Raw genomic sequence first — 23,099 nt, 5'->3', positions numbered from 1 at the left:
GTTTCTCATTCGTTTACTTAGTGTGCCCTCTTTTGAACTATCTTTTACATGAACTATATTTGACAGACACTCAGCAGATCGAGGTCGATTTTGAAAAAGCAATTCATAAATAATTTTCGCTACGTAAGCTGGATTGCCATTATCAGCTCCCTGTGCGGGTCTGCTTTGTTAAGTTTAATCGGTGCGACCAAAGCTTACGCCGCGTTCTACGTCTACTTTATTGGGACAGAAAAAACCGCTGATATGTCGCATTTAGATACCGCTGATCTGGCGATAAATTATATGGTGAAATCCTTAGACACCTTTTTGGTTGCACTGGTGCTTTTTATCTTTGCGCACGGCGTGTTCACTTTATTTATTTGGGACAGTGAAAACGATAAGCTCAAGTCATTTAATGTCTTACATTGGATAAAAACCCCCAATATCGGCCATCTAAAAAACATTCTTGCAGAAGTCATCATTGTCATTCTTTTTGTCAAATTCTTAGAGCTGGTTTTGGTTGATTTTGACAATCTGAGCTGGGAAACACTTGTCTTACCTATCGCTATACTGATGTTGAGTTTAGGGCTAAAATTTCTCGGCTTAGCACACGATGAAAAACAACCGACCAACGATGACACAGAGTGACCATTGCAATGATCAATAGAGCTTTAAAAACCGTCACCGCGGCTGACATGCCGCAATTTAGCGCCTGTATGACGGCAGCGTTTTTAAGCGATCCTGCTGCCCGCTACATTTGGCCAAGCGCAGAGCTATTCATGCGAGTATTCCCAGACTACGCCAAGCTATATCAAGGGCCGTCGATTATTGATGGGACAGCATGGGCGACAAAGGATTTTTCCGGCGTTATTACCTGGCTCGCTCCTGACCGTCACCCCGATGAAGATAAGATAAAACAGCTCGCATTTACCACCTGCCCCACCGGAATCTTAAGTGAAGTACAACGTTTTTTTCATGAGCTTGAACAGTTTTATCCATCAGAGCCCTGCTGGTACTTACCTTTAATCGGTGTAGACCCTGCCTACATGGGACAAGGGATTGGTCATGATTTAATGGCAGCCACACTGCCGACGATTGACGCCAGTGGGAAACCCGCCTATTTAGAGTGCTCTAGCCCTAGAAATGTGGCCTTCTATCAGCGGTTTGGCTTTCAGCCTATTGGCGAAGTCTCACTCGGAGGAAGGCCGATATCCACTCCAATGATTCGCTTAGCAAAATAGCGTAAAGTAACATCCTGTTTAATATCGATTTTAGTTCTACTTCTCTTTATTCCAGTATATGATGCGCCACCTTTAAATGTGACGCATCACCACTACCATATGCCGTTAAGCAACGCGACCAATCAAGCGCTATTTCTTCTTATTTTTGCCAACCTATTAGCCTCTTTTTCAGATGTCTCTCTTAAAGTGCTCAATGGTGAAGTTCCGACTTTCCAGTATGTTTTCATTCGGCAATTATTCAGTGTCATTCTGCTGCTTCCCTTGTGGCTAAAGCTCCCTAAAGCAGTCCGAATGCAAGGTGGATGTCGCATTAATTTTTTACGTGCACAGTTCATTCTCATGGGCAGTGGCTGCGCGATGATTGCGGTCACCCACTTAACTCTCGCAACTGCAAATGCGATGTTTTATGTCGGACCAATATTGATGCTGCCATTGTCAGTGATATTGCTCAAAGAAAAGCTAAACTCTACCAAAGTGATTGCGACATTAATTGGCTTTATAGGTGTAGTCATTGTCCTACGCCCTGAACAATTTCATTGGGCTGCCATCGCAGGGCTTGGCAGTGCGCTCTCTATGGGGGTTGGAAATGTGCTGATTAAGCGACTGCCCAATGATCAGCATATTGTTGCCACGCTATTTTGGACGGGAGTAATGACTCTGCCACTCGCGCTTGCGCTCGCAATACCGCAGTGGAGTACTATTGAATGGCACCATATTGGCTGGATTATGGTCATTAATCTATTGGTTCTGGGCTATCATGCGCTGGTTGTGGTTGCCTATAGAAAGGCGCCTGCTAATCAAATCGCGCTGGCTGAATATTCTGGACTTATCTTTGTTACGGCGTTTGGGGTGATGTGGTTTGATGAAATACCCGATATCCTCACCCTTATTGGTATTGCGCTAATCGTTATACCTATTATGCCCATTCGATGGACAAAGTGGCTACCCCGCTCACAGCAAAAACAAGTTGAGACGATCTAGCCAAATCGATACGGCTCAACGATACATGCCACTTGATGGTTACCTATTTCAACGGATCATCATCAGGTAATGCGCTATGGATCCATAGCGCTAATCGCTTTCTAATATTTTTTCCATCGCATTTATCGGCGGGAAGCGGGGTTATCTGATTCACTTCTACTAAAAACAAGTAGATAGCTTTTGCCTTCATGGACGGAGTCGTCCCTTGGTTGGTGAGTGTGTAACCTTGCATTGCAGCAATTTTAGTACCGACTTCTAACGCCTTCTTGAACAACTTGTCTTCATTTTCTAACTTCGCTGTTTTCGACATTTATTCACCATCAATCTCAATAAATCTTGATGCAATTATATGAGAAAATACCAATTAGTGTTTTTAAGCCAGTAGCAAATCCGACATTTTATCAATGAAATACGCTAGCGACACATGCGCTTCGAAAGCACCACTTTCGCCCACTATATCGCGACCCACTCTACCTCTATCAATGTCACGTCAGCCTGCTTGATTCGCCCTAAGAAACGATCACCCGCCATGATTTCACCCACACCTTTTGGGGTTCCCGTCATGACAACATCGCCATCTTCTAAATCCGTGTATGACAATAACTCGGCCAAAATCACATCCGGCTTATAGATCATTTGCTGAGTACCACCAAGCTGCATTCGCATACTATTGATAAAAAGTTCAACTTCCAATTCATTGATATCAATACCATTAAGTGGCACAAAGCGGCTAAATTTAGCAGAGTGGTGAAATGCTTTTGCTCGCTCCCAAGGTAAGCCTTTCGACTTTAGTTGCGACTGTAATGCACGCTTGGTTAAGTCCAATCCAAAGCCAACCCCATAAAAGCGCTGGTTTTTAACCAAAAAACAGATCTCGGCTTCATAGTGGAGTGGTTCATCGATATAAGAAAAGAGTTCTGCCGCAATGCTTGAGTTGGGCTTGTTAAACACCACCATATTCTCTGGAACTTCGTTTCCAAGCTCTTCAATATGTTCAACATAATTGCGCCCAACGCACAGTATTTTAGATGGGGTGTACTGCTCATTGTCGACTAAAACTGTTTTCATCATCCTTCCTTAGACATACAGGCAATTCATATCAAGAACTCATCGCGGTCTTAGCGGCTGCCACGTAATGACACACACTCACCGACGACGGTAGCCGAACATGATAACGGAAGATGAATGACAACTTGATGATTTTGTCACTATTTTTGTAAAGTTGAGGTGAAGATCGAGGTTTGTTGCTAACGATAAATCAACGTCAGTGTTGGGGTATCGTCTTACTATCCAACATGAATTCTCATTGAACCTTGCAATTTACGTCGTTTTACATAACCATTTGTATATTCAATTAAGTTAGCTAAGTAGCCAATGTATGTCATCTGAACCCCTTTACATCCAAATCAAACGTTTCATCGAAAATAATATCGAAAATGGTCATTGGGCTGTGGGTCATCAGATCACAACAGAAATGGAGTTGACCAAGCAATTTTCTGTCAGTCGAATGACCGTGAATAAAGCCATTCGAGATCTGGTTGGCGAAGGCAAACTTGAGCGAAAACCACGATTAGGTACCTTTGTAAAAGCACCTTCGACAAAAGCAGAGTCCCCTTTGCTGGATACCAGAAATATTGCAGAAGAAGTGCAGCAGCGCGGCAAAATGTATTCCAGCCAAGTTATCCAACATGCGTCGATCAATGCTGATCAAGAGATCGCTATTAAGCTGGGCATCATGCTAGACAGTCCGGTCTTTTACAGTGAAATACTGCATAAAGAAGATGAGCAACCCATCCAACTCGAATGCCGCTGGGTGAACGCCAAATATGCTCCGAATTACCACCAGCAGGACTTCACAACCGTTACGCCTAATGAATACTTAAGCAAGAACTGTCCAATGAGTGCGGTTGAGCATACCGTCGAAGCGATTACCTGTGACGCTAACCTTGCTTCTCTGCTCGGCATGGGTGCGCACGAGCCCTGCCTACTTCTCCATCGTAGAACATGGAGTGGTGATAAGTTAATCAGCAGTGCTCTACTCTATCATCCAGGCAGTCGCTACCAACTGAGTTCAAAAATCACGCTCTAATGATCCGTTAAATAGAACCGTTAAATAGATCGAACCATCGCTAGCGGAAACGGCATGGATTTCCGCCCGGCAACCCGCCTACTCTTTAAATTTACTGCTCAATAATTCCTCAACGATCACGTTTTATTATCGATCCCCTTGATCAATTGTATAGATTAAACTAAATATTTGTATATACAATAATGAGCGAACCAATATGAACCTGATTCTAACCAATGCCAAACTGGTTTCCATGGTAGATGGTACAAGCGGATATGACCCATCCAATCCTTGTTCTATCGTCATTGAGAACGGCGTGATTACGCACCTATTGCCTGAGTGCGCGACTACCTTAGATACCTATGTAAGCTTTCCTCACTTAGATTGCAAAGGCGCTATCGTCACGCCTGGTTTTATCGATCCGCATACTCATCTGGTGTTCGCAGGAAACCGCGCTGAAGAGTTTGAAGCAAGGCTGCAAGGCGAGTCCTACGAGTCTATCGCACAACGTGGTGGCGGTATAAACAGCACCGTACAAGCAACGCGTACGGCCAGTGTCGAATCACTCATTACCCTAGCGTTACCTCGCCTAGACAGCCTCATAAAAAGCGGTTGTACCAGCGTGGAAATTAAGTCTGGTTATGGTCTAACACTGGAAGATGAAGCCAAAATGCTTGTTGCCGCGAAGTCATTGGAACAACATCGACGCATACGAATCACCACCACACTGCTTGCCGCTCATGCCGTGCCGGTAGAATTTCGTAATGATGCCGATGGCTACATTGAATACGTTGTCAGTACTATCATCCCTTATGTAGCCGAGCACAAACTCGCCGATGCCGTGGACGTTTTTTGTGAATCAATCGGCTTCAACTTACAGCAAACAGAGCGTGTATTTAAAGCGGCTGTAGACCATGGCTTGGCGATTAAAGGACATACCGAACAACTAAGTAATTTGGGGGGAACACAACTTGCCGCGCAATATCAGGCGCTTTCCGCTGATCATATCGAGTATCTAGATGAAGCTGGCGTGTTAGCTATCGCGCAAAGCGGTACGGTCGCCACATTATTGCCCGGCGCGTTCTACTTTCTACGTGAAACACAATTACCACCCATTCAAGCTCTCAGATTGCATAAAGTGCCAATGGCACTGGGTTCTGATCTCAACCCCGGCACCTCACCTTTTGCCGATCTTCGCTTAACAATGAATATGGCCTGCACCCTATTTCGTCTTACCCCTGAAGAAGCACTGCGTGGCGTAACGTGTCATGCCGCACAAGCGATCGGTCAGCAAGACACGCTAGGAAAAGTCGCCGTTGGCTATACGGCCGATCTAGCGATTTGGGACATCGCGCACCCAAGCGAATTGAGCTATCAACTTGGCATGGGTGAACTCAAGCATCGAGTCGTTAATGGGGTAATTGAAGATGTCCACTAAATCAACACAAACTGAACATAACTTCCGTTGGCAAGGACGAGATGACCAAGAAGACGGAGAAAATCGCTATCGCCTCCATCATCTTATCAAGCCCGTGGCAACCTTAGCCAATCAACAGTCGGGCAAACAACAGTTGGGCAAACAACCTCGTGTGGCATTGCTCGGCTTTGAAACGGATGAGGGCGTTCAACGAAACAAAGGTCGCATCGGTGCCAGTCAGGGCCCTGATAGTATTCGCCAAGCGCTCTGCAATCTGGCTTGGCATGAAACATCAACACTCTATGACTTAGGAAATGTCTCCACAGTGCCAATGGCGCTAGAAGCAAACCAAGCCCTCACTGCTGAGATAATTTCACGGGAGTTACAACACGCGCCTCTCGTGGTACTGGGTGGTGGGCATGAAATTGCCTGGTCTTCTTTTCTAGGTCTTGCTCAGCACTTAGAAAAACAGAGCCCAGCACCACGTATAGGCATCATCAACTTCGATGCGCATTTTGATTTGCGTGAATATCGAACTCACCAAAGTGATGGTAGTACTGCCAAGGCTTCAAGCGCAAAAGACCAAACGTTACAACCTAGCTCGGGGACACCCTTTTCTCAAATTGCTGATTATTGTCACTCCCATCACCAGCCATTTAATTACATGTGTATTGGCGTCAGCAAAGCCAGCAATACCAAGGCGCTATTTGAACGAGCCGAGCTACTCAATGTACAGACCTTGCTTGATGAAGAGATGCTGTATGACGTCACGCCATCTCACCTTCAAGCGCTAGAGCGCTTCATAGATAACGTCGATCACCTCTATTTAACCATTGATCTTGACGTATTCAGTGCCGCTCATGCACCGGGGGTCAGTGCACCTGCCGCATTAGGTCTGTCTCCAGAGATTTTTTACCCTTATTTCAAAACCATATTAAAGCATAAAGACAAACTTCGTCTCGCGGATATTGCCGAGTACAACCCAGACTTAGATATCGATGGTCGCACCGCCAAGCTGGCGGCTCGCCTCGTTTGGCAAATTATGACCGCGCTATCCCAGACGAAATAGTGCTCTATAAAAGATAAGACGAAAACAAACGTATTAATAACGATAAAAACCGTTAACCCAATAACTCTAAACGCAGCCCAATAAAAAGACCGACGTCGTGACTTCCATGAAGGGACGGCGATAAAGGCCTTCTGGCTAGCCATCAAAAGGAAAGGAACCATGACACACCGTTGTAATCCTCGCTTAGACACAGAGCGCACAATTCAAGCGCCACGCGGCACGACCCTAAATACCAAATCTTGGTTAACCGAAGCACCATTGCGTATGTTGATGAATAATCTCGATGCTGAGGTGGCAGAGCACCCACACGCCCTTGTTGTTTATGGTGGTATTGGACGTGCAGCAAGAGACTGGGCCTGTTATGACAAAATCGTTGAAGTGCTGAAGCGCCTTGAAGAAGACCAAACTCTTCTCGTGCAATCCGGTAAGCCTGTCGGCGTGTTCCCAACTCATAAAGACGCCCCTCGCGTACTCATTGCCAATTCAAACCTTGTGCCCCATTGGGCAACGTGGGAGCACTTTAATGAGCTCGATAAAGAAGGGTTAATGATGTATGGCCAGATGACTGCTGGCTCATGGATCTATATTGGATCTCAAGGCATTGTACAAGGAACCTACGAAACCTTTGTTGCTATGGCGAAACAGCACTTTTCTGGTGACCCAAGTAATAAGTGGATACTAACCGGCGGCTTGGGCGGCATGGGCGGAGCACAACCTCTTGCAGCCACCATGGCCGGCTTCTCTATGATCGCTGTAGAGTGTGATGAATCACGCATTGATTACCGACTAAATACCGGCTACGTCGATACCAAAGCGCATTCCCTTAGCGAAGCCCTATCGATTATCGAGCAAAGTGATACACCCATCTCTGTTGGGTTACTGGGCAATGCGGCGGATGTTTACGCTGAAATGGTGGCGAAAAATATCACCCCTGATGTGGTCACTGACCAAACGTCTGCTCACGACCCATTAAACGGTTACTTGCCCCAAGGCTGGAGCATGGAGCACGCAAAACTCCAAAGAGAACAGCACCCAGAGGAAGTTGTGAAAGCGGCAAAAGCCTCAATGGCTGTGCAAGTTCGTGCCATTTTAGAGATGCAAAATAGAGGTGCTGTCGCCACCGATTATGGCAACAACATCCGCCAAATGGCGCTGGAAGAAGGCGTGAAGAATGCCTTTGATTTCCCAGGCTTCGTCCCAGCCTATATTCGACCGCTATTTTGTGAAGGCATCGGCCCCTTCCGTTGGGCTGCCCTGTCTGGCGACCCAGAAGACATCTATAAAACAGACCAAAAAGTGAAAGAGCTTATCCCCGACAACCCTCACCTTCACAATTGGCTAGACATGGCGAGAGAACGTATTCAGTTCCAAGGTTTGCCTGCCAGAATTTGCTGGGTTGGTTTGAAGGATCGTGAGCGTCTCGGGCAAGCCTTCAACGAAATGGTGAAAACGGGTGAATTATCTGCACCAGTCGTCATTGGTAGAGATCACCTCGATTCAGGCTCTGTTGCCAGCCCTAACCGAGAAACGGAAGGCATGATAGATGGCTCTGATGCGGTTTCTGACTGGCCGTTGCTGAACGCCCTACTCAACACCGCCGGCGGCGCTACCTGGGTATCGCTTCATCACGGCGGCGGCGTCGGAATGGGATTCTCACAGCACAGTGGCATGGTAATTTGCTGCGATGGCAGTGAGGATGCTTCTCGCAGAATCGGTCGCGTTCTTCATAATGACCCCGCCACTGGCGTAATGCGTCATGCCGATGCCGGTTATGACATTGCCAAAGCATGCGCAACAGAGCAAGGGCTGGATTTGCCAATGCTCGACACTCGCTCTCAGCACAACAATGGTTAAGGAGCCTATCATGTTAAAACTCGTTCTAGAACCAGGTCAGTTATCGCTGAAACAATTGCGTCAAATCAGCCGTTCACCGGTTAACTTATCCCTTCATCCCGATGCGTTTGAAGGTATCGAAGCCAGTACTCGCGTTGTCGAGCAAGTTATTGCTGAAGACCGCACCGTTTATGGCATCAATACCGGCTTTGGCTTGCTTGCCAACACACGTATCGAACCGGAAGATCTCGAAGTCCTACAAAAAAGCATCGTACTGTCTCACGCAGCAGGCATTGGTAAGCTCATGAGCGACGAAACCGTACGCTTAATGATGGTACTAAAAATCAATAGCTTAGCCCGTGGCTACTCCGGTATTCGATTACACGTTATTCAAGCATTAATCGAGCTCGTGAATTCTCAGGTTTACCCTTGTGTACTACAAAAAGGTTCAGTGGGCGCATCTGGAGATCTCGCACCACTGGCTCATATGAGTACCATTTTATTGGGTGAAGGCGAAGCAAGGCATAACGGGAAAATCATCAGTGGTCTTGAAGCGCTACAAATTGCCGGGCTGACACCAATCACCCTTGCACCGAAAGAAGGGCTCGCGTTACTTAATGGTACACAAGCTTCTACCGCCTTTGCGCTAGAAGGATTGTTTGTTGCTGAAGATCTCTTTGCTTCTGCAACGTTATGTGGCGCCATGTCCGTTGAAGCCGCACTAGGTAGCCGACGACCATTTGATCCTCGCATTCACCGTGTACGAGGACACCGAGCGCAAATGGACGCCGCCCTTGCCTATCGCCACCTGTTAGATACCACAAGTGAAATTGGCGAATCACACCAGTGTTGTGAAAAAGTACAAGACCCTTATTCACTGCGTTGCCAGCCACAGGTCATGGGCGCGTGCTTGCAGCAAATACGCAATTCCGCCGACACTCTGCAAGTAGAAGCGAATGCAGTTTCTGACAATCCGCTGGTTTTTGCTGAGGACGGCGACATTATTTCTGGCGGTAACTTTCATGCTGAACCCGTTGCTATGGCGGCGGATAATCTGGCGCTAGCCATCGCGGAAATTGGCAGTTTATCAGAGCGAAGAATGGCGCTACTCATCGATAATGCATTGAGTAAACTGCCGCCATTTTTAGTCGATAACGGAGGGGTAAACTCTGGATTCATGATCGCGCAAGTCACCTCAGCGGCGCTGGCAAGTGAGAACAAAACCCTCGCCCACCCAGCATCAATAGACAGCTTACCAACCTCGGCAAACCAAGAGGATCATGTGTCGATGGCTACCTTTGCTGCTCGACGGTTACGCTATATGGCAGAAAACACCCGTGGCATCCTTGCGGTTGAATACTTGGCTTCCGCTCAAGGGTTGGACTTCAGAGCGCCATTAACGTCATCACCGCGAATTGAACAAGGCAAGCAACAACTCAGAGAGTCCGTCGCGTTCTACGATAAAGATCGCTACTTTGCTCCGGATATTGCCAAGGCAAACGACATTATTAAGCTGGCGCTGCACCATCAGTTGATGCCAGAGAATATATTACCAAGCGTTTAGGCTATTTTTCTAACAAAGCGATCTCTACAAAAACCGCGCATGAATACTCGTTTTTCTGGGCGGTTTATCTTTTGTCGGAATACACTAGAGTTTGATCGCTTTCAGCTGCATTTCGAGTGAGAATGTCAGGAGCAGTACAATAAAAATTGATTAGTTTTAGAAACGTTTGTAGACAGAAGTTAATTGCAGTAGTTGTTAAATTAGAAAATTACGAATAATCACAGGTATTGCAAAGTTGTTGTGAAGAGCTAGTGCGATGAGTGAAATCGCACTAGCAGTAAGGTTAGTATATACGACCAACAGTATAGGTGCGCACTAAACCAATTATGTTAATCAACCAGTTCTAGAGCTTCTCGCACAAGGAAAGGTCGGTAACATAATCACGCATCAAATTTTTCTTGTAGCCGATTTTAAGAGGGCATTCGAGCAACCCATTCGGTTTAATGATAAAACAATATCTAGCATAATTAATACTCGTTCCTATCGCCATACCTATAATCACCGAGATATATAGAACTCTTGTTAACCCTTTAACTTCTTTCTTATCCAAAAAAGCACTAATAAAAATTGACGATGCAAATAAACCTAATACAAACACAGACCATGCAGCTATATCAGGTAAAGGAACCCAATTAAATAAAACCTTTTCTAATTTATTAGTAAAAAACGGCGTCACTGTTTGATATGAAATCCACCCAGAAAAGAACGTGATAAAAACAGAAAGTACAAGTCTAATCTTCATCAAATGCACCTATAACAGATTCGACAAGCTTACCCTCAAATTGAGTTTTTTGATCTGCTCCCCAAACAAGAAGGCTACTCAACACTAAGATTACACTGGTTGCTAATATAGTTGTTGGAGCAACGATCGTTCCTATAACTAACGCTGTACCAGCTACAGCTAGAATATTAACAAGTAACTTCGCCTCATCGACCCCTAGCTGTTTTAAAGTGTATTCGTCATTTAAAACATACTGTAAAACGTTAATGGCAGAACCAACTAATATTTCCATAGGAGCGGTGACTTTGACATAACGAGCCATACCTTTAGCTGAATCCAAAGCACCTAAACCAAGCTTGACTACCTGAGGGTTTGAGGCTTTAAAACGATGACCCGCTAACAATGTTTTCATATGCTGTTTGTAACCTTTCAAGATCAGGAAATCGACTCCGTTATGTGTTTTCACGTAAGCAGTAACCCCCAACCCTCCTAATTTTTTAGCGGTATCAAATGCATCGTAAGTACCTTTCATTGCACCGCCGATATTTTGCGTTTTATCGAGCGCATCAAAAAATTCTTTCCACTCTTCCGGAGCAAGAACGGTAGTTTCTACAACGTCTTGTGTATATCGAATATGGATCTCTTTCTCTCCCTCTTTCGCTAGGAAGTTGTAAGGAGGCCAATACATATTATTAGGGTTAATTTCTGGCGAACTGGGTTGAACGGAAGCTATATCTACACTTCTACCTGACGGCTCCTGAGCGAGTTCACTAGCAAACTGTTCAAATATGTCATTTGATACTTCACCCATCGGTTTTAACGGACGCTCAAGTGGATTAGCTAAACCATCTTCCGTAGGATTTAAACGACCACGGATAGCATCATTCATGTTTTTAAATGCCTTGATGCCTCTTGCTTCAAGCGCGAGCTGTTCCTGCTCTTTCTTTTGGTAAAAGGCACTCTGATCCTGTGTGTATGCCCTTTGAGCATCAAAAATTGTCGAATACTTCACTCTTTTGTAAACCAATGAATTAACAATTGGACCATTCCCTAAATGTTGCTGCAGCGCGGTTTGATCATAAAACATATCAACGGCTTGATCATATGTGACATGACACTTTTCCCAAAAGGGACTACCACGCTGTGCGAACGGATAATTTCGACCTTTCGGTGGAAGGGGTCTGCTCATGATGTACTCACATTGTTGAATTAAGAGTGTGTAATCATAACGATTTTTCTTGGTGCGTAATATTGGAAAATTGTTAGATAGGTAAATTCACTATCAAAAACAACACTTAGAAGTCAATCGAGCACTCCTAGCGAAGATTTTGAACACTTGAATAAAACAACATGCTTTCATGCGACCTTGTAAGTGTGTGATGCTTCCAGATCGATTTTAAGGGCAAAATCAGCGTCTTCGTTTGTAGAAAGAACCGCACCATGAGCCTCATTTTTCATACTTTGTGAACTTGTGATATCAGATTAGCTACATTTGGGAAAAATTTGGTTCTCTACGAACTCGTACTTATGCGTGAAAATGATAAAGGGGCATTTTCGATTTAGAAAGTGCCAACTGTAACGTTTCTGAATAAAACCTATAACACCGAATACGGAAAGTCATTGTTGAATTCTCCTTCATTATTGATTTAACTCACGATATACCTTAATCACGACTGGGTGTTACCCGAGAGGAACGCTCACCAAAATCTTGTCATGCTCACAAATTATGATATTTATTTGAGTGGCTATGGATACACACTTTTATTAAAACAACGAAACCACAAGCTAACCCGATCATACCACCATTAAAAACATCGCCAATCTAGTCACAACGCACGGGTTCTACCATTAAATTAAGGGTTGGGACAGTCACTAAATTTAGGTTGGATTTGTCTATATATCTGATAGTCTGACGTTATTTTATTGATATGAGTCGTGACAATGACCACAATTCACGAGACAGTTCTCACTCCATTTACTCGACGCCTGTTTCAAATCGCCGTCTTGGTGATTGGCGCGGGCTTACTCCTTGGTGCAGTTTTTTATGACACGCAGGCGCTAACCCTCATATTATCAGCGTTAGCAACGCTGTATGTGATTGTAGGTTTTGTTTTCAAACCTAAGCTACGCCAACACATCTACCGACACGAGGATGCTATAGAGGTGACCAAGTCGGCACTCATGTCTCAAATAGACAAATGGGCATCAGGAAGCTTCATTGTGATGGCCGTAGCGAGCAATATCCATATATTGGTGGATGCCACTATGCCAATGCTTGCTAATCTGGTCTATCAAATATGCCTATCTGCATTCGTATACAAGCAAATGACTCACGACGTTTTGCTTATCTTGCCATTGACTGAGAAATATATCTTTCTAGAAAACAAGCAGTCAGACTGTTTGTTGATGCAAAGGTTTGACATCTATTCACTCACGCCCCCCACTGAAACATTGCCAGAGTCAGAGGAAAAAGAACCAATTGAAGCCAAAGAACAGGCGCTTCAGTTTATTGGCACACTGTCTCTGGTGGAAGAACCGTTTGAGGGTGAAGACGCTAGGACCGTCCTTACTACGCTAAATCAGCATCTCTCCCTCACTCTAGGGAACACAGAAACCCAAAAGTCATGGCCAGAGCGCGGCAAAGCCTTTGTATTGAGCCTCGCTGGTCTATACGTGTACGTAGTTTGGCTGCCTGAGCTGTTTAAACTTATGTTTCCTGTTGGTCGATATCGAAATAAGCATCAGATGCTGGTGACACGAACTGAAGACATGTCAGATTTTGGGGTGTATTTTATGATGTTTATCATGTTCATCACTCTCGCCGTACCTTGTTTAATTGCAGTCTTTACCTTTTATCAACAGGTGAGGCGAGGCATGTTTAAGGCAACGTGCATCACCAACGAGGATCTCTGGCTATTAACGCCTAGCATAAAGGGTCATTATTCGAGAACAATATCACGCACTGAAATGGCCTACATCAGCTACGCTTATGGCCGATCCAATACTGAGTCTTCGGGTCCAATCGGTGTGTGTATCGACCACGACATAAAGCTGATTGGTGTTGATAATAACCTAATCTCATTGAACGGTTGGGCATGGAGCGGCCATTTTACATTCAATCATTTAGTCAAATTCGGTCTGCCAGTGCGCCTAGCTCAACAAAAAAGACCGCTACCAACTGAGTAACTACTAACACTGGCCGATAGTTGGGTTTGTAAAGTGTCTGAGAAATAAAACAAAGATATTTATAATTGCTCCAAGGTATTTTGCCGATTCACAACAAATTATCCTAAACGTGACGACGCTATAGGGTAGTAATTTTAATTAATTGTATGATACGTCGACATAAATTTCATGTAACGAAGAGACTTTATACGAGTATGGCATCTGAAATACAGCTTATTATTTTTGATTGTGACGGTACGTTAGTGGATAGTGAGCGTCTTTGTAATCTTGCCTTAGAGCGTCAACTGGCTGAAGTTGGGGTTCGCTATAGCGCAGAGCAGCTCATCGCCAACTACCGTGGCGTTAAATTCACTGAAATCCTATCCAGTATTCAATCTGAATGCCAACTGACGCTTCCCGACTCGTTTGAGACAGAATATCGCCTTAAGGTTCGTGATCTCTTCGATCAGCAATTAACCGCTAATGAAGGCGTTGCCGAGGTATTAAAGTCTCTCACAATCCCAGTTTGCATCGGCTCATCGGCACCTCGTGCCAAGATAGAGCATGCTCTAAACGTCACCGGACTCGAAAAATACTTCGACAACGCAATATTTAGCGCTCATGAAGTGGGTTCTTGGAAACCAGAACCCGGATTATTTTTGCACGCGGCAAACACCATGGGGGTTGCCCCCGAGCATTGTTGTGTTGTAGAAGATAGTTTGGTGGGCTTACAAGCAACACATCGTGCAGGCATGACCAGTGTTTACTACGCCCCGCACTTAGAAGAGATTGACGTGTTTGGTTCTACTCATATCCAGCATATGTCCCAGTTGCTTAATGTTATTCGGTAATCTATTCCATCAAACGAGTAAGCAGTGAACCTATGCAAGCCCATCGATGGTAAGTTTTATTCCTGAGAGTAACAAAAATAGATAGCACAATCGGTATATCCATTGCTGGCTAACACGATGTAATAACCACACCCCTAACTTTACGCCAACCGGCGCAAGGGGCATCAAAATAAGCGCCGTGATTACGTTAACCCTGTCAAACTCACCAAGGACGGAATAAGGAACCAGTTTGACTAGGTTAACTAACCCAAATAACACCGCCATCGTCGCGACCAAGACCACTTTATCCAGTTTCAGTGGCAACATATAAATACTGGCAGGTCCGCCGCCCGCATGAATTGCGGTACTAGAAAAGCCACTCAATAAACTCCAGAACCACGCGCTCACTTTTCCCGCTGGTTTTTGCTTATTCTCGTCCACCAGCCAATATTGCCCACAAAATAGCAATGATAGGATGCCGATCAGCAACTTAAGGCCAGATTCCGGAGTGACACTCAAAAACAATCCAGCCAACATGACACCAAGAATCGCCCCTGGAAGCATCCGCTGAATTACTGAATAATCGGCATTTCGGTAATGATGTTTCACCGCAAACACATCCATCACACATAAAATCGGTAACAGAATCGCGGCAGCTTGTGTCGGTGCAATAGTCATCGCCATCAAGGGAACCGCGATAATACCCAATGCACCGCCTAACCCGCCTTTACCAATGCCATAAATTATCACGGCGGGAATCGCCGTAATATAAAACCATGGGTCAGTAACGAATAACACGAACCACTCCCTTACCAGCGATTACCTTTGCCTTTTTGATAAAGAGAAACGTCACTAGCCAAATCCTTTTTCAAGCAGATAATCACGGCTTTGTTTAATATCGTTTAACGTCCCTGCTGAGTGTTTAGGATCTCGTTCTTGCTCAATAGTGATCCAGTCTGAATAACCGATCTGACTAAGCGCCGAATACACAGCAGCATAGTCGATTACCCCTTCGCCAATGGGACACATCACCCCTTGTGCGCAAGCTTGCCAAAAACCAACTTTATTTTGTATCACTTGAGTAAACACTGCCTGATTAATGTCTTTAAAATGAACGTACTCCAAGCGTGAAGCGTATTCAATTAAGCTTTGAGCCGGATCCATACCAGCGTAATGCAAATGCCCCGTATCCAAGCAAAGTCCCACCTCATGATGAGTAAGATCAGCCAGCATCCGATCAATTTCATCTCGGTATTCAATGTAGCCACCAGCATGAGGGTGAACGACAGGGCGAACACCATAATGCGCGGCAATGGTCGCGACCTCTCGAATCGTTTGCATCATTGTGCCCCAACGCTGCTCATCAAGTCTTGGCGCTTCATCGCTCAACCCCGCGCACGCACTGCGACGATCATTCACGCAATCAATCACCACAACTTTTTTGCTGCCAATACGTTTCAGCATCGAGCATAAGTCATGGGCTCTAGTCAATATGCTTTCTTTATGCTCAATAGATGAAAGTGGCTCAAAGATAGTCCCCGCGCAAATTCTTAAACCACTCTCTACCATCGCGGCACTCACACGATCACCCTCAAGAGGCATGTAGCCGTAGGGGCCTAATTCCAGCCCTTGATACCCCGCCGATTTACCTTCCGTTATGACCGTAGTCCAAAGCGGGTTGTGCACATTAGTGGCCGATTCGACTCCCCAACAGCAGGGCGCACACGCGATAAAGTTATTCATGACTATCCTCCTTGTGATTGGTTGATACTGCTATTTAATCAGCGCGTTATTATCGCGCTTACACCCAATCAATATACTCCAAACCCCTCTTCCTTCGTTTTGCATTTATGCAAACCGCGTTTCTGCCAATGGCTATAACACCCCTCTCACTGCATCTTTTAGAATGGATTCATCACTCGAATTTAGTCGCTACTTTCAGCGCATACTGATACAGGATAAAACCATGGAACCTATCTATATTGTTGCAGCAAAACGAACGCCTATCGGCAGTTTCAACGGTGCCCTATCTCCGGTTCCCGCCCCTACATTAGGCGCTGCGGCTATTAAAGGTGCGCTAAGCCAATGTCATATCAACCCAACCCTGATTGACGAAGTCATCGTTGGTAATGTCCTTAGCGCTGGCATTGGCATGGGGCCCGGTCGTCAAGCGGCCATGCAAGCAGGTATTCCCGTAACGGTTCCGGCCTATACCCTCAATATGATTTGTGGCAGTGGAATGAAAACTGTCATGGATGCGGCCAGTCATATTAAAGCGGGGGATGCTGAAATTGTTGTGGCGTGTGGTATGGAAAGTATGTCACAAGCGCCATTTATACAGACTCATCAAGTCCGAGGCGGCGTTCGTATGGGCAGTATTTCTCTAGAAGATAGCATTATTACTGACGGCTTAACCGATGCCTTTAATCAATATCATATGGGCATGACTGCAGAAAACATCGCAGAGTCGCTATCTATCTCGCGTGAAGAGCAAGATGCGTTCGCATTAAGTAGCCAGCTGAAAGCCGCAAACGCATTGGAAACTCATGGTTTCAGAACCGAAATCGAACCAATAGAGGTCTCGGTACGTCGTCAGCAATATACCGTTGAAATGGATGAGTATCCAAAGGCGAACACCACATCAGACAGCCTAGCTCGCTTGCGTCCTGCGTTTAAAAAAGAGGGAACCGTGACTGCAGGCAACGCGTCTGGCATTAACGACGGCGCCGCTGCCATCATTCTGGCTTCAAAATCAGCCGTGGAACGATATCAGTTACAGCCAATAGCGGAAGTGGTTAGTTACGCTCAGGCAGGGTTGTCTCCCGACATGATGGGATTAGGACCGGTTCCGGCTATTGCTAATGCACTGGAAAAAACCACGTTATCACTGCAAGACATTGAAGTTTTTGAGCTCAATGAAGCCTTCGCCGCTCAAGCACTTGGTGTGGCTAAGCAATTAGCTGAACAGCACAATGTTGACCAAAACTGGCTCTTAGAACGCACCAACCATAATGGCGGAGCAATTGCTTTAGGTCACCCACTCGGTGCCTCCGGTATTCGGATTATTGTCAGCCTCGTTTATGAACTAGAACGTCAAAACAAAGATTATGGACTCGCATCCCTGTGTATTGGCGGAGGAATGGGGACAGCTGTCATCCTTAAGCGATGTGCGGCTTAGCCAAACGAAAACGTAAAGTAAAACTTAAAAAACAGAATCTAGAGTAGCCAAAAATAGTACTAACAACGTCTAGCACTAAGCCTCTTTATAAAGGCAAATGATGTATAAGGGTAAAGGATGAGAAAGAAAATCACAGGCAGCGATATTGCAGAAAAGCTACATGACGGCATGACTATCATGATTGGTGGTTTTATGGCGAATGGCGCACCAGAGGGTCTTATCGACTTGCTACTTGAGCACAATATTAAAGACATCACTCTTATCTCCACCGATACGGGTACGCAAACATCAGGGTCGGGTCGCTTAATTGCTGCCAAGCGTATTAAAAAACTCTTTGCCTCTCATATAGGGACAAACCCGGAAACAGGCAACCAAATGAACGCGGGCACATTAGACGTTGAACTCGTTCCTCAAGGGACGTTAGCGGAGCGTATTCGAGCTGGAGGCGCAGGATTAGGCGGAATCCTCACTCCTACTGGTTTGGGCACTATGGTTGCAGAAGGAAAGCAAGTCCTCAACATAGACGGCCAAGATTACTTGTTAGAAAAACCACTGCGTGCAGATCTCGCCTTTATTCGTGGTTCGCGTGTGGATGTAAAAGGCAACGTTTTCTACAACAAGACGACGCAAAATTTCAACCCGTTAATGGCAACCGCCGCTGATCTCGTTATTGTCGAAGCCGAATCTTTGGTGCCTCTTGGCGATATAGCACCGGAAAGTGTCCACACTCCAGGGCTTTATGTCGATTATGTTTATCACACGGAGGCAAAATAATGACAAATTTCCTCAAGACTCTGTCACTTTATCGTGATACTCCTATCGGCGAAAAAATTACCGATAAAGCCGCCATTCGCCGAAACATAGCCTGGCGTGTTGCACAAGAGTTGCACGATGGCGATGTGGTTAACCTAGGGATTGGTTTACCCTCGCTTGTCGCCAACGAAATTAGTAGCGATATTGAACTACTTCTTCAATCTGAGAATGGCTTATTGGGCATTGATGCTATTGCTAATGAACATAATCGCGACGCCGATTTAGTCAATGCCGGAGGTCAACCCATCACCGCGAGTATCGGTGCCAGTTATTTCGATAGTGCAGACTCTTTTACCATTATTCGTGGCGGGCATGTGGACGTCACCGTTTTGGGTGCGTTGCAGGTCGATGAGCAAGGGAACCTCGCTAACTGGATCATACCGGGAAAAATGGTCCCCGGTATGGGCGGCGCTATGGATTTAGTCGTCGGTGCAAAGAAAGTGATTGTGGCAATGGAGCACACCGCCAAAGGGAAGCATAAGCTACTACAAACCTGCTCCTTACCATTAACCGCACTCAACCAAGTCGATATGGTCGTCACGGAAATGGGCGTTATTGTTATCCACGATTCACAAATGATATTAACCGAAATAGCCCCCGGCTACACCCCAGAGGAAGTTCAGCAAGCTACAGAAGCCACATTAGTGATCCCCAAACCACTAACCATTATGCCACAACCCATGCTGTAAATTATTACGCGACAAACTGTTATGACGCTCCACGTCAGTATTGCCCATACATCCTGTGTGACACAGCGAGATGTGTGGGCTTTTTTGTTTGAGTCTACTTAACTGGCACGCCTCTGCTATTTCCCTATTTTAAATCAGGGAAATACTTTGCGACATCGACCACATCAATCTGCTCCGGTTTCAAGTATTTCTGTGCATAGACGAGATAAGCATTACTGCTTAATAGCAGCTTGAATGTTTCTATATCGATATGCTCGTCCAGTGCCATTTTATACATGATATCAATCGCCACACTGATCGGCTTGGCGGTCTTATACGGGCGATCACTTGCTGTTAGGGCCTCGAATATATCGGAAACCACGAGTATTCGCTCTGGTATCGACAACTCTTCACCTTTTAGTTTTCTGGGATACCCTGTCCCCTTCATCGTTTCATGGTGGGTTGAGGCATAACGTGGGACGCGGCTAAGCTCTTGAGGGAAAGGGATACTCTCCAATATTTTAATGGTGCCTATCATATGCTCATTAATCTTGAATCGGTCTTCAGCGGTTAAGGTGCCACGTGTTATGGTTAAATTATACACTTCACCAAGGTTGTATAGATGCTCGGGGACTGTCATGTCTATCTGATGTTTAGGGTCAAACGAGATAGGCTGCTCACGTTTAATAATATGTTCTGGCTTATCAGACAGAAGTCTCTCTTCAAATGGAAGTGATGTACTCTCTCCCCTGTTGCTCGCCTCTGCCGGCGACAAACCCATCGTGTCATCAAAATGGCGAACCCAAACCGCTGACGCAATGTCCTTAATTCGCGCCACTTTTTCCTCGCTCATGAACTCGCCGCCGACGTTGGCATTAGCAACAAACTCGAAATCTTGCTTAAGTTTCTCGTGTGCTTGATACAACTCAGACTCAATTTGCTTTGTACTGTGTTCACCGTTTAGTCGCTGTTGTAACGATGCAATTTCAGCATCACGCCAGAGTACTTCGAAACGGGTACGAATCTCATGAATACGATTGTAGTTAGCTTCAAGCTTGCTGCCTTTATCGACAATATGTTCGGGAGTGGTTATTTTTCCGCAGTCATGCAGCCATGCCGCAATTCTAAACTCGCGCTTTTCATCATCGTTGTTAAAGCTGAACTGAGCAAATTGTTCAAGTTGAGATTTCTCTGCCGCGTCCGCCAACATCATGCCTAATTCAGGTACGCGGTGGCAATGTCCTCCGGTGTATGGTGACTTATCATCAATAGCTTGCGCGATTAGCTTAATGAACGATTCGACAAACTCTTCTTGCGTCTTTTCATGTTGCTTTAGCTCTTTGGCCATCTCTTTAATGGCAACCGATAAGTCCCACACTTCTTTTATCGGTGTTCTAACCACTGCCACCTCTTCATAACGCCTATCCTGTATCTTCTCAGCTTCAACAATCAACTGCTTGATAGGTCGTACAATGGGAGCCCCAAACACCCATGCGAGCGGTAGCGTTAAACACATTAACAACAAGGTAATAAATATTGAGGTAATCACTCGAGATCGAACGGTCTCAAAGATCTCTCGCTCAGGAATGACGACCGCAAAGTATTCAGAATAGTGCTTGCCCGTTTCGATCTCTTTTAGATAAACATGCTTCTCTTCTCCATTTAACGTCATCGCGATAATGTCATCGCTCAGCGTTGCAGACTGAACCATGTCATAAAGCTCGGTATACGGCACTGTATTGTCGCTTTTGTCACCCTGACTGTGGAACCATTTACCCGCAAGCGCTGAACGCTGCGCTGGAGTGATATTATTTATCGCTAGGTTGACTATAGGAACAAGATCGGCAAGTTCACGGCTTAATACGATGTGAAAATCCATCGAGTACATTTCACCTAAGTCGATCAGATTTGAGTTAACTTTTAGGTCTGAATAAAACAGTCTATCCAAACCAAATGAAAGTACCGACTTTGAATCCAGCACTGCGAAACACGCACCGGTTTCGACCGAATCAAACGCTGCATTCAGAGTTTCAAATTCTACTAGCTCAACACCGGGAAAGTCTTTTCTTAACGTGGGAATTATCGACCAACCGGCGATAATAGCGACCTTCTTTCCTTCTAATTGCGCATAATTAGAAATAATGTCGGTATCCATTTTGGTCACAACGGAAAAAGGCAATTCGTAGATTGGCTGTGTGTATATGCCTTTTGCGTAATCAACAACACTTCCCTGCTGCTTCTGTACTGATTGCAACGCATCTAAGTCACCTTGCACAAATTTCTGAGTTAGCTCTTCCCAAGAAAATCCATTCACAAAATCAAATTCAATACCTGTGGACTGGGAGATAAGAGTAATAATGTCAATAGCATAACCATTGGGCTTACCTGCTACTGAATAATCCATTGGGCCCCAATCATTTTGATTGGAAATGAGAACAGGATTCGTACTTGCAATGATCGCTTTTTGCCTTTCAGTAAGGTTAAGTGTTGGACTTTCGGGAAACGAATCTTGCTCTGAAGGTTGTTTATTCGAGGCAATAATATTCCCGGATTTGGAGTAAACAAACGCTTCAACTTCACTATCCTCCTTCAGGCCAAGTGAGGTAGCAGAAATCTGTTCTGCTAACGATGATAAAATAATATCAATCCCTATGACCTGCTGGCTGATATTCTCTTTTTGCGAGTGAAATGCCAAGGAGTAAGTTTGTCCGGTAACCTGCAGATGATGGAATAAATATGGATCCGTTTTACTCACCGAATCGTATTTGGCCTTGATGTACCATGGCCGAGTGGTGGGGTAATAGTTACTGCTCACGAGCGTTTCCGCTCTCAAATTGAACGCATCATCAAAATAAGCCGTCTTTCTTGTTCGTTTGCTGTCTATACCTCGCACTGTAATGACAACCCAACGATCACTTGCTTTTGCACCAAGCCTTTTCCTAACATCAGGCGAGGACTCTAGATTGATTATTTGGTAAAAGTCCTCATTTTCTGAACCAACATAAATGCTGTAAAACAAGTCGTTATCTTTTACCGCCTCAGACAAAATCGCCCTCACCTCTTGTTCAGATAAATGATGACTGATTGAGCGACTAATTTTTGAGAGAAGTTGTATGGTATTGGTTGCGTCAGCGTCCACTTTGCCTATGACTTCATTCAACTGTTGAGAAACCATAGTAAGGCTAGACAGAGTCTGTTCCGTCGCCATTTTTTTACTAAAATAATATTGCAGAGAAACCGCTACTATCGCGGTCAGGATTGTCGCAACGACAAACATTCCTACCACCGTGACCCGGAATGAAACCTTGGTATTATTCATTATTACTCTATCCTTGAGCCGCCATCATTGATGGCACGGCCTGACAATCAGTTTTTTGGAAAAATCCATATTTCTCAAATTCCTTTTGAAGATTAGCAGGTTAGCGATAAATTGCTTTTGCAACGCAAACTAAACTTAAGTTTAACGACCTGTAAGCTACTTATTTATATGAAGTTGTGCGGTCCATCTCAAAACAGCGGTGTTAGTGTTCACAGAGATTTCTTAATGAGGGCGCGATTAAAGGCCAGTGAGC

The 23,099-nt window shown here is 45.1% G+C and carries 20 protein-coding genes; 13 read left to right on the top strand and 7 right to left on the bottom strand.

All coding sequences use genetic code 11. The features are described 5' to 3' along the window. Positions 1-90: 90 nt before the first annotated feature. The 3 genes from MD535_RS23055 (at position 91) to MD535_RS23045 (ending at position 2,201) form a co-directional block, all read left to right on the top strand. Positions 91-627 (top strand): YqhA family protein, encoded by a 537-nt coding sequence (locus MD535_RS23055; protein ID WP_265677475.1) that lies wholly within the window; start codon positions 91-93, stop codon positions 625-627. Between the two features lie 8 nt (positions 628-635). Further along, positions 636-1,220, top strand: a complete 585-nt coding sequence (locus MD535_RS23050; protein ID WP_265677473.1) for a GNAT family N-acetyltransferase — start codon at positions 636-638, stop codon at positions 1,218-1,220. Positions 1,221-1,319: 99 nt separating this feature from the next. Next, positions 1,320-2,201 carry a DMT family transporter gene (locus tag MD535_RS23045; protein WP_265677471.1) on the top strand — a complete coding sequence of 294 codons (882 nt, stop codon included), beginning with the start codon at positions 1,320-1,322 and terminating at the stop codon, positions 2,199-2,201. A 43-nt stretch (positions 2,202-2,244) separates the two neighbouring features. Here MD535_RS23045 and MD535_RS23040 read toward each other — a convergent pair whose 3' ends face one another. Both MD535_RS23040 and MD535_RS23035 read right to left on the bottom strand, forming a co-directional pair. Then, complete coding sequence (locus tag MD535_RS23040; protein ID WP_265677470.1) at positions 2,245-2,511, bottom strand: DUF5062 family protein; 267 nt, start codon at positions 2,509-2,511, stop codon at positions 2,245-2,247. A gap of 143 nt (positions 2,512-2,654) precedes the next feature. Continuing rightward, positions 2,655-3,269: a fumarylacetoacetate hydrolase family protein gene (locus MD535_RS23035; protein WP_265677488.1), complete on the bottom strand. Its 615-nt coding sequence runs from the start codon at positions 3,267-3,269 to the stop codon at positions 2,655-2,657. Between the two features lie 310 nt (positions 3,270-3,579). Between MD535_RS23035 and hutC the strand changes: the two genes are divergently transcribed. The 5 genes from hutC to hutH all read left to right on the top strand — a co-directional run bounded on the left by hutC (position 3,580) and on the right by hutH (position 10,152). Then, entirely contained in the window at positions 3,580-4,290 is a 711-nt protein-coding gene (gene hutC, locus MD535_RS23030; RefSeq protein WP_265677469.1) for a histidine utilization repressor, read from the top strand. A gap of 196 nt (positions 4,291-4,486) precedes the next feature. After that, positions 4,487-5,707, top strand: coding sequence for an imidazolonepropionase (gene hutI, locus MD535_RS23025; protein WP_265677467.1), 1,221 nt, complete (start codon positions 4,487-4,489; stop codon positions 5,705-5,707). Continuing rightward, positions 5,697-6,755 carry a formimidoylglutamase gene (gene hutG, locus MD535_RS23020; protein ID WP_265677465.1) on the top strand — a complete coding sequence of 353 codons (1,059 nt, stop codon included), beginning with the start codon at positions 5,697-5,699 and terminating at the stop codon, positions 6,753-6,755. The genes hutI and hutG overlap by 11 nt, the downstream gene beginning before the upstream one ends. Before the next feature lie 159 nt (positions 6,756-6,914). Further along, positions 6,915-8,609, top strand: coding sequence for a urocanate hydratase (hutU, locus tag MD535_RS23015; RefSeq protein ID WP_265677464.1), 1,695 nt, complete (start codon positions 6,915-6,917; stop codon positions 8,607-8,609). A gap of 10 nt (positions 8,610-8,619) precedes the next feature. Then, the gene (gene hutH, locus MD535_RS23010) at positions 8,620-10,152 is read left to right on the top strand and encodes a histidine ammonia-lyase (RefSeq protein WP_265677463.1); all 1,533 of its coding nucleotides are present in this window, start codon (positions 8,620-8,622) and stop codon (positions 10,150-10,152) included. 343 nt (positions 10,153-10,495) lie between these two features. Here the strand turns inward: hutH and MD535_RS23005 are convergent, their stop codons facing one another. Both MD535_RS23005 and MD535_RS23000 read right to left on the bottom strand, forming a co-directional pair. After that, entirely contained in the window at positions 10,496-10,894 is a 399-nt protein-coding gene (locus MD535_RS23005) for a hypothetical protein (RefSeq protein WP_265677462.1), read from the bottom strand. Then, positions 10,884-12,062, bottom strand: coding sequence for a hypothetical protein (locus MD535_RS23000; protein ID WP_265677461.1), 1,179 nt, complete (start codon positions 12,060-12,062; stop codon positions 10,884-10,886). Before MD535_RS23000 ends, MD535_RS23005 begins: the two co-directional genes overlap by 11 nt. A 752-nt stretch (positions 12,063-12,814) precedes the next feature. Here MD535_RS23000 and MD535_RS22995 point away from each other — a divergent pair. Next, positions 12,815-14,059 carry a hypothetical protein gene (locus tag MD535_RS22995; protein WP_265677460.1) on the top strand — a complete coding sequence of 415 codons (1,245 nt, stop codon included), beginning with the start codon at positions 12,815-12,817 and terminating at the stop codon, positions 14,057-14,059. A 194-nt stretch (positions 14,060-14,253) separates the two neighbouring features. Then, on the top strand, positions 14,254-14,889 hold the full coding sequence (locus MD535_RS22990) for an HAD-IA family hydrolase (protein ID WP_265677459.1): 636 nt from the start codon (positions 14,254-14,256) through the stop codon (positions 14,887-14,889). A gap of 30 nt (positions 14,890-14,919) precedes the next feature. Here MD535_RS22990 and MD535_RS22985 read toward each other — a convergent pair whose 3' ends face one another. After that, complete coding sequence (locus tag MD535_RS22985; protein ID WP_265677457.1) at positions 14,920-15,666, bottom strand: sulfite exporter TauE/SafE family protein; 747 nt, start codon at positions 15,664-15,666, stop codon at positions 14,920-14,922. 54 nt (positions 15,667-15,720) lie between these two features. Next, the gene (locus MD535_RS22980; protein ID WP_265677456.1) at positions 15,721-16,611 is read right to left on the bottom strand and encodes a TIM barrel protein; all 891 of its coding nucleotides are present in this window, start codon (positions 16,609-16,611) and stop codon (positions 15,721-15,723) included. A 223-nt stretch (positions 16,612-16,834) separates the two neighbouring features. Here MD535_RS22980 and MD535_RS22975 point away from each other — a divergent pair, with 223 nt between their 5' ends. From MD535_RS22975 to MD535_RS22965, 3 genes are all read left to right on the top strand, one after another. Further along, a complete protein-coding gene (locus tag MD535_RS22975; protein WP_265677455.1) occupies positions 16,835-18,046 on the top strand; it encodes an acetyl-CoA C-acetyltransferase in 1,212 nt (403 codons plus the stop codon). 117 nt (positions 18,047-18,163) lie between these two features. Next, on the top strand, positions 18,164-18,820 hold the full coding sequence (locus MD535_RS22970; RefSeq protein WP_265677454.1) for a CoA transferase subunit A: 657 nt from the start codon (positions 18,164-18,166) through the stop codon (positions 18,818-18,820). Beyond that, positions 18,820-19,548 (top strand): 3-oxoacid CoA-transferase subunit B, encoded by a 729-nt coding sequence (locus tag MD535_RS22965; RefSeq protein ID WP_265677452.1) that lies wholly within the window; start codon positions 18,820-18,822, stop codon positions 19,546-19,548. The genes MD535_RS22970 and MD535_RS22965 overlap by 1 nt, the downstream gene beginning before the upstream one ends. A gap of 124 nt (positions 19,549-19,672) precedes the next feature. Here MD535_RS22965 and MD535_RS22960 read toward each other — a convergent pair whose 3' ends face one another. Beyond that, the gene (locus MD535_RS22960) at positions 19,673-22,846 is read right to left on the bottom strand and encodes an HD domain-containing phosphohydrolase (RefSeq protein ID WP_265677451.1); all 3,174 of its coding nucleotides are present in this window, start codon (positions 22,844-22,846) and stop codon (positions 19,673-19,675) included. Positions 22,847-23,099 lie beyond the last annotated feature (253 nt).

Source organism: Vibrio qingdaonensis (assembly GCF_026191675.1).
GTDB classification, from domain to species: Bacteria; Pseudomonadota; Gammaproteobacteria; order Enterobacterales; family Vibrionaceae; genus Vibrio; species Vibrio qingdaonensis.
Note: the sequence above shows the minus strand (reverse complement) of the source record. Positions and strands in the feature narration are given on the sequence as shown.